Origin of the sequence: Crenalkalicoccus roseus (assembly GCF_004761865.1) — a bacterium.
GTDB lineage: Bacteria > Pseudomonadota > Alphaproteobacteria > Acetobacterales > Acetobacteraceae > Crenalkalicoccus > Crenalkalicoccus roseus.
Map to the genome: position 1 here is coordinate 1 of NZ_SJDM01000078.1, position 6,755 is coordinate 6,755.

General features: G+C 72.7%; 6 protein-coding genes. 1 reads left to right on the forward strand and 5 read right to left on the reverse strand.

Features of this window, described 5'->3' with window-relative positions; all coding sequences use genetic code 11:
* Nucleotides 1-144: 144 nt before the first annotated feature.
* Together ET526_RS20570 and ET526_RS20575 are read right to left on the reverse strand one after the other, a co-directional pair.
* On the reverse strand, nt 145-1,608 hold the full coding sequence (locus tag ET526_RS20570; RefSeq protein ID WP_135470866.1) for a UdgX family uracil-DNA binding protein: 1,464 nt from the start codon (nt 1,606-1,608) through the stop codon (nt 145-147).
* A gap of 2 nt (nt 1,609-1,610) precedes the next feature.
* Nucleotides 1,611-2,855: a putative DNA modification/repair radical SAM protein gene (locus tag ET526_RS20575; protein ID WP_240048515.1), complete on the reverse strand. Its 1,245-nt coding sequence runs from the start codon at nt 2,853-2,855 to the stop codon at nt 1,611-1,613.
* Nucleotides 2,856-2,989: 134 nt separating this feature from the next.
* On the opposite strand from ET526_RS20575, the gene ET526_RS20580 reads away from it, so the two are divergent.
* Entirely contained in the window at nt 2,990-3,604 is a 615-nt protein-coding gene (locus ET526_RS20580) for a class I SAM-dependent methyltransferase (protein WP_135470868.1), read from the forward strand.
* 93 nt (nt 3,605-3,697) lie between these two features.
* Here the strand turns inward: ET526_RS20580 and ET526_RS20585 are convergent, their stop codons facing one another.
* From ET526_RS20585 to dctP, 3 genes are read right to left on the reverse strand one after another with little or no spacing between them, the layout of a single operon-like run.
* Entirely contained in the window at nt 3,698-4,972 is a 1,275-nt protein-coding gene (locus ET526_RS20585) for a TRAP transporter large permease (RefSeq protein ID WP_135470870.1), read from the reverse strand.
* Nucleotides 4,969-5,523, reverse strand: coding sequence for a TRAP transporter small permease (locus tag ET526_RS20590; protein ID WP_135470872.1), 555 nt, complete (start codon nt 5,521-5,523; stop codon nt 4,969-4,971). Before ET526_RS20590 ends, ET526_RS20585 begins: the two co-directional genes overlap by 4 nt.
* A 17-nt stretch (nt 5,524-5,540) precedes the next feature.
* Complete coding sequence (gene dctP, locus ET526_RS20595) at nt 5,541-6,560, reverse strand: TRAP transporter substrate-binding protein DctP (RefSeq protein ID WP_158295655.1); 1,020 nt, start codon at nt 6,558-6,560, stop codon at nt 5,541-5,543.
* Nucleotides 6,561-6,755 lie beyond the last annotated feature (195 nt).

Here is a 6,755-nt window from a genome sequence, read left to right on the forward strand (position 1 = left end):
ATCAGGTTTGTCCACGCGGCTTAGGGCAGATGCCGCCCGGGTGGCCTTACCTGGACGGGTGAGATGCGCACAAAGTGAACAAGCCAGGGCATTTGCCGTAGAGTCCTTTCCGCCCCCCTCTCCCGCGCTCCGCCCCCCGGCGGCCTACGCCACCTCCCGCCGCGCCTGGCGAAGATCGGCGAGGAAGCGGGCATATTCGCGCTCCCGGCTTTCGGGATCCGGCAGGCGCAGCAGGTAGGAGGGGTGGATGGTCGGCAGCAGCGGCAGCCCCTCCTCCGTGCGCAGGATCCCGCCGCGCACCTTGCCGATGGCGAGCGGCCTGCCGGTGACGGCCCGCAGCGCCGTGGCGCCGAGCGTGACCAGAAGCCGCGGCCCAACCAGCGCGATCTCCCGCTTCAGGAAGGGGCGGTACCAGGCGATGTCGCCGGCGTCGGGCGACTGGTGCAGGCGGCGCCGGCCGGCGGGCCTGAACTTGAAGTGCTTCACCGCATTGGTGACGTAGGTCTCCCCGCGCGCGATCCCCACCGCCTCCAGGGCGCGGTCGAACATCCGCCCGGCGGGGCCGACGAAGGGGCGGCCGGCCAGGTCCTCCTCATCCCCCGGCTGCTCGCCCACGAACATCAGCGCCGCCCCGGGCGGCCCCTCCCCGAAGACGGGCTGCGTCGCCTGCGCGGCCCAGAGCGGCAGGTCGTTGCGGCCGCGCAGTTCCTCGCGCAGCGCGGCGAGGGCGGCGGCGGGATCGTCCACTCGGTCGAGCAGGTCGGCGGGCATGTCTCCTGCAACGTCCCAGGGCCTTCCGGGCTGCGGCCGGCGCGGGAAAACGGCCCCCCGGGCCGCCATGGCGGCGGCGCGGCGCGGCGCCTCAGCAATCAGGCGGGGGATCTCCCGCGCCTCCGCCAGGTTCGCCCAGTACCGCCGCGGCATGCCGGCGCGCATGGCGGCGGGCCTGAGGCGGGCGGGGTTGAAGACGGCGGCGTAATAGGCACGCCACAGCGCGTCCTGCGCGTCCTCGGCCGGCACGTCGCGGCGGCAGCCGCCGGGGCCGAGGCGGAGCGCCGCGCCATCCCAGTGCAGGCTCGCCTCCGGCGTCACGATGGACCAGCGCAGCGCGGCGAAGCGGCGGAGGAAGAAGCCGGCCTCGGCCTCCAGGATGTGGTGCTCCGGCTCGAACCAGGCGAGGTAGCGGGGCCCGTCCGCCGCCTCGACGCAGTGGAAGCGAAGGAAGGCGTGCATCCGGTGCGCATCCCGCCGCACCGCGCGGGCCATCGCCTCGGCGCGCAGGACATCGGGGTCGGCCGCCATCGCCGGCAGGCCGGCCTCGCCCCCGGCGAGGCGCCAGAGCAGGCGGTAGAGCAGGGCGAAGCGGGCCGGCGCGCGGTGCCGGATGGCAAGTTCGGCGAGGCCGAGGAAGCGGCGCGGCACCCGGACGGCGCGGCCCTCCCCCTCGGGCAGCGCGGCGGCGGCGAACAGGCCGGGCCCCTCCCCCGCCACGCTCCACTCCACCCGCTCGGGCGGGACGCCGCCGCCGAGCAGGCGCCGCGCCGCCGCCCGCCAGGCGGGGAAATCCGCGGGGCCGGGCAGGAGGACGCCGACTCTGCCGCCCGGCATGGTCAGAGGAGGCGCGGCTGGGCAGGGGCGGCGGGCGCGAGCCGCGCGCGCAGGTCGGCGCGGTCGAGCAGCCGGGCATGGGGATGGTGGTCGGCGGTGACGAGGAAGGGCAGCACCCGGCGCAGGGGCAGGTGCAGCCGCGCCAGATCCTCGCTGCGGATCGCGCGGTGCCGCCGCGCGGCGAGCAGCCTCTCCACCGTCCGCGCGCCGAGGCCGGGCACCCGCAGCAGCGCCTCCCGCGGCGCGCGGTTCACGTCCACCGGGAAGCGTTCCCGGTGGCGCAGCGCCCAGGCGAGCTTGGGGTCGAGCTCGAGGTCGAGCATGCCGCGCTCACCCCCGGCCAGGATCTCCTCGGGCGCGAAGCCGTAGAGGCGGAGCAGCCAGTCGGCCTGGTAGAGCCGGTGCTCGCGCAGCAGCGGCGGCGCGACGGGCGGCAGCAGGGGCGAGGCGCCGGGGATCGGCGAATAGGCCGAGTAGTAGACGCGCCTCAGCCCGTAGCCGGCGTAGAGGGCGGCACTGGCGTGGAGGATGGCGGCGTCGTCCGCCCCGTCGGCGCCGACGATCATCTGGGTGGACTGGCCGGCCGGGGCGAAGCGGGGCGCCGCGGCCCTGCCCTGCCCGCGCCCCGCCTCCCTCGCCTCCTCGATCCCGAGGCGCAGGCGGGCCATGGCCTGCCGGATGCCGCCCGGCTCCTTGCCCGGGGCGAGGGCGCGCAGCGAGGCGTCGCGCGGCAGCTCGACATTGATGGAAAGCCGGTCGGCCCAGCGGCCGGCCTCGGCCAGCAGCGCGGGCGAGGCGCCGGGGATGGCCTTGAGGTGGATGTAGCCGAGGAAGCCGTGCTCCTCGCGCAGCATCCGCGCCACGCGGACGATCTGCTCCATCGTGTAGTCGGGGGAGCGGATGATGCCGGAGGAGAGGAACAGCCCCTCGATGCGGTTGCGGCGATAGAAGGCGAGGGTGAGCTCCACCAGCTCGCGCGCCGTGAAGCGGGCGCGCGGCACGTTGGAGGAGGCGCGGCTGACGCAGTAGGCGCAGTCGAGGATGCAGGCGTTGGTCAGCAGCACCTTGAGCAGCGAGACGCAGCGGCCGTCGGGGGTGAAGGCGTGGCAGATGCCCACCCCCTCGGTGCCGCCGAGCCCCCCTTTGCGCGAATCTCGCGCCTCCGCGCCGGAGGAGGCGCAGGAGGCATCGTACTTCGCCGCATCGGCGAGGAGTTCGAGCTTGCGGGTGAGATCCATGCGGGCCATGATGTTCATGTTATGTTCTTTGCCGCGCCGCCGTCAACGCCCAAGCTGCGGCCTCGTGATCGCCGCTGGGCTGGACGTGATGGCGCCCCCGGGGCCACCCCTCCCTTCTGCCCGGAGCGAGGAAGGAGGGTCCGATGCCGCGTTTCACCGAATCCTGGTTCGACGGCCACATTCCGGGCTGGGAGCACCTGTTCTTCCGCGAGCTCGGCTGGGACCCGGCGGCGCCGCGCCGCATCGTCGAGATCGGCTGCTTCGAGGGGCGGGCCACGATCTGGATGCTCGAGAACCTGCTGCGCCACCCGGACAGCCGCATCCACTGCATAGACAGCTTCGCCGGCGGGGCCGAGCACCACACCCGCCAGGTCGAGCGCCTGCACGAGCGCTTCCGCGCCAACATCGAGGAGAGCGGCCATGCCGCGAAGGTCGAGGTGCTGCACGGCAATTCGGCGGACGGCCTGCTGCGCCTGATCGCCCGCGGCGACGTGGCGCCGGCGATGATCTACGTGGACGGCTCGCACGAGGCGCCGGACGTGCTGAGCGACCTGGTGCTCTCCTTCCGCCTCGCGCCGCCCGGCGGCGTGATCCTCTGCGACGACTACCTGTGGAGCCGCGAGGCGGAGGGCAGCACGGACCTGCTGCACTGCCCGAAGCTCGCGATCGACGCCTTCACCAACATCTACCGCCGCAGGATCGAGTTCCTGGGCGCGAGGCTCGGCGGCCAGGTGGCGTTCCGCAAGCGCGCCGCCTGACCCGCCCGCGCCGGCCGGGTGCCGGAGCCTCTCCCCTTCGCCCCGGCGCGCGGCGGGCGCCCCGCCCCCTCGGTGCGGGCGTCCTCGCCCGTCCTACCCGTACACCAGCCGCGGCAGCCACAGCGAAAGCCCCGGCACGTAGGTGATGACCAGCAGCAGCGCCCCCATCAGCAGGATGAAGGGGGTGGTGCCGCGCACCACCTCCGCGAGGGGAGCGCGGGTGATGTTGGAGATGACGAAGAGGTTGAGCCCGACGGGCGGGGTCAGCAGCGCCAGCTCCATGTTGACCACGATGACCACGCCGAAATGGATCGGGTCTATGCCGAGCTGGTCGAGCACCGGCAGGATCACCGGCAGGGTCAGCAGCATCACCGCGAAGACCTCGAGGATCATGCCGAGGCAGAGCAGGATGATGTTCACCGCCAGCAGGAACTGCCACCAGGTGATGCCGGCGCCGGTGACGAACTCGACCGCGCGGCGGGCGATGCCCGCCTCCGTCATCCAGTGGCCGAAGACCAGCGCCACGGCGATGATGATCATGATGGCGGTGGCGTTGCGCACCGCCTCGGTCAGCACGCGCAGGATCTCGCCCGGCCGCACGCCGCGGTAGACGAACACCGCGAGGAAGACCGCCACGATCGCCGACAGCGCCGCGCTTTCCGTGATGGTGACGAGGCCGCCATAGAGCCCGCCCAGCACGATCACCGGGACGGACAGCGCGGGCAGGGCGTGCAGGGTACGGCGGACACGCTCCTCGCGGCTCATCGGCTCGTCGCGCCCATAGCCGTGCTGCTTGGAATAGCGGAGGATCCAGGCCGAGATCAGCGCCGCCTGCAGCAGCCCCGGGATGACGCCGGCGAGGAACAGCCGCGTGATCGCTTGGTCGGCCAGCACGCCATAGACCACGAAGGCGAGCGAGGGCGGGATGAGGATGCCGAGCGTGCCGGAGGCGGCGACGATGCCCGAGGCGAAGTGCCGCTCGTAGCGCGCGCGCAGCATGGCCGGCACCAGGATGGTGCCCATCGCCATCGCGGTCGCGACCGAGGAGCCGCACATGGCGGCGAAGATCGTGCAGGAGAGCACGCAGACCAGGCCGAGCCCGCCGCGCACCCCGCCCACCCAGGCCTCGGCCGCGCCGATCAGCGCGCGCGCGACATGGCCGCGCTCCATGAACACGGCGGCGGTGACGAAGTAGGGCACGGCGAGAAGGGTGGTCGAGTTCAGCTCGTCCATCACCTTCTGCGCGATGCCGATCAGCGGCTGCGCCTCGAGCGCGAACAGCGTGGTCGCGGTGACGCCGAGCACGAGCCAGATCGGCACGCCGAGGAACAGCAGGAGGACGAAGCCGGCGCCGACCGCGGCGGTCATGCCTGCGCCTCCGCCCCGGCATGCGCCCGTCGCCCCAGGAACAGGCGGATGGCGTAGCGCAGCGCCATCAGCCCCGCACCCAGCGGCAGGGCGGCGTAGTAGATCCAGAGCGGGAAGCGCAGCGTGGTGGTGGACAGGTCCCCGAATTCCCACGCCTCGTAGGTGACCAGGAAGCCGTACCAGGCGAGCAGCGCGGACATCAGCAGGCCCAGCGCGTCCGCCAGCACCACGGCCGAGCGGCGCAGCCGCGGCGAGAGCATCGAGACGAAGAGGTCCGCCTTCACGTGCCGGTCCGCCGCCGTGACCGCGCCGAAGGACAGGCAGACCGCCCAGATGACGAGGTAGACCTGCACCTCGTCGCCCCATTCCAGCGCGTGGCGCGGGGCGAAGACGCGCAGCAGCACGTTGACAGTGGCGAGCACCAGGCTGGCGGCGGCGACCCCGCCGACCAGGACGGCATCCACCTCGTCGAGCAGGGAGCGTCTCGGCGCGGAGGCGGCACCCGCCTCCGCCGCCCGTGACCGCGGCTCCGCGGCGGCGGGGCGGGTCATGCGCGCACCACCGGCGGTCAGAACCGCACGCCGGCGGCGCGCAGCTCCTCCGCGGCGACCTCGATCAGCCCGCGGTCCAGCTTCATGTCGGCGATGATCTCCTCCTGCGCCGCCATCAGCCGGCGGCGCGCCGCGGCGACCGCCTCGGCGGGCGGCTCGGTGATCTGCACGCGGTTGGCGATCAGCACCTCGCGGGCCTTCGCCTGCGCCTCAGCGGCCTCGCGGCGCTGGCCGTCCACCACCGCCTCCCAGGCTTCGGTCATGGCCCGGCGCAGCTCCGGCGACAGCCGGTTCCAGAATTGCTGGCTGACCATCGGGATGTACTGGGAGAAGTACTGCCGGTCCTCGAAGGCGGAGGTCATGCCGGCATCCCACAGCTTCGCCGTGTAGGCGCTCTCATGCGTGGTGATGAGGCCGTCGATCACCCCCTGGTTCATCGCCAGCGGCAGGTCGGGCCAGGGGATCAGCACCGCATTCCCGCCGAGGATGCGGATGCGTGCGGCATTGGCCGACCCGCCCGGCGAGCGGATCTTGAGCCCGACCAGATCCTCATAGCGCGTGATCGGGCGGCCGACGCCGTAGAAGTGGTTGTATCCGAGGTCGAAGTAGCGGCCGAGCACCTTGACGCGCAGCCGCTCCTCCATGTGGCGGTTGAGCGTCTGCCCGAAGCGCCCGTCCACGAGCCGGTACACCACCTCGGGCTCCACGCCGTAGAACATGGGCAGGGCGGTGATGGCGGTGTCGGGCACGATGCCGTCGATGTGCCACGGCCCGGGAACGCCCATCTCCACCGATCCCTGGCGCAGCGCCCGCGGCAGGTCGCGGTCCCGGTAGAGCTGGGCGCTCGGGAAGATCTCGGCGCGAATGCGCTCGCCGGCGCGCTTCTGCAGCTCGGCGACAAAGCGCTCGACATTGCGGTTGCGCTGGTGGTTGGGGTTGGTCTCGAGCGAGATGCGAAGGCGTTCCTGCGCCAGGGCGTCGTGCGGCGCCACCGCGCAGAGGATCGCGCCCAGGACGAGCGCGAGCAGCCGCTTCATGGATGCCTCCCAGGGCATTTGTTATTATATCGCGCCAATTCCTAGGCGCCCGGCGGCCGCAGCGTCAAGCGGCAGCTCTGCTCCCGCTTTCGCGAGCCGAACGGATGAAGAGGCTCGCACACGCAATGCGCTGGAGCCTTTGCGGTGAGCCAGGGCGAGCGGCAACTGCTCTAGGCCGCGTGGACAAACCGGTAG